At 41.9% G+C, this 284-nt stretch carries 1 protein-coding gene; it reads left to right on the top strand.

Going from position 1 to position 284, the window contains the following annotated elements; translation table 11 throughout:
* Positions 1-189: YfkD family protein (locus FS736_RS23690; RefSeq protein WP_313959746.1), on the top strand; the 189-nt coding region annotated here is incomplete at its 5' end.
* Between the last annotated feature and the right edge of the window lie 95 nt (positions 190-284).

Here is a 284-nt window from a genome sequence, read left to right as displayed (position 1 = left end):
TATCTTTATCCCTACCCACCACCCATCAATCAAAAACCCAAGCTCACATATCCCCAGCTTTACCTCATCCTAAAACCCACCAACAAATTCATTCTTCTCAAAAATCTTCTATCACAAGGGATTCCAACATCGATTCCGGTTCACCACCATCTCACCTTTGCCTTCCTTTCCACTCAACGGCCCAGATAACTCTTCCATATAATACATAACCCTCCTATCAAAAACCAACCACCTAATCACTCACCCTCCTATTTCTCAAAACAAACCACCCTTTTTTTAATCCC

The organism is Cytobacillus oceanisediminis 2691, assembly GCF_007678455.1.
GTDB lineage: Bacteria > Bacillota > Bacilli > Bacillales > Cytobacillaceae > Mesobacillus > Mesobacillus oceanisediminis_A.
The sequence above is the reverse complement of the archived record's forward strand: the minus strand, read 5'-3'. Positions and strand labels throughout refer to the sequence as shown.